The sequence below is a fragment of the Polaromonas sp. P1_G2 genome (assembly GCF_056405515.1).
In genome coordinates this window covers 1-465 of the sequence record NZ_JBFUBY010001081.1, presented here as the reverse complement: position 1 = coordinate 465, position 465 = coordinate 1, and the positions used below count along the sequence as shown (strand labels likewise).

Below are 465 nucleotides of genomic sequence, written 5' to 3'. Positions count from 1 at the left end.
TCGAGGCTGACCGTGCCCTTGAGATCTTCCAGTTCCGGCCAGGGGCTTTGCCAATCGCTGAGGATGATGCCGGCGTTCCAGGCATTGTCGGCGATCAGCGAAAAAGCATCGAGCGTGGCATAGTCGGCATTGCGGTCGTCGACGATCTCGACGGCAGCGCAAACGCCGCCGACCGCCGATGCGATCGACTGGCTGGTAAACGGGCCTTCCGACGGATGAAGATCACGCGCCATCCGCACGCCAATTTCGAATTCCACGCCGAGGCGGCCATAAAGCTGGCGCTTGAGGTGAGCGCCATTCCGCTCCACCCGGTCGGCGAAGATCACGCCGGCCACCGGTGAATCGATATTGCACATCTTCTGCATTCTCGCCGATGTGAGACCGATCTTGTAGCCGATGCCTTTGCCCTGATCGCGGATATGACTGACATAATGATCCTGCACGGCATAGGCATCGTTCTGTGTC

Annotated in this window: 1 protein-coding gene; it reads right to left on the bottom strand. The window is 59.6% G+C overall.

Features of this window, described 5'->3' with window-relative positions:
- Nucleotides 1-465 (bottom strand): 2-keto-4-pentenoate hydratase (locus tag AC1D0P_RS29150; RefSeq protein ID WP_477679920.1); only part of this gene is annotated, 465 nt, incomplete at both ends.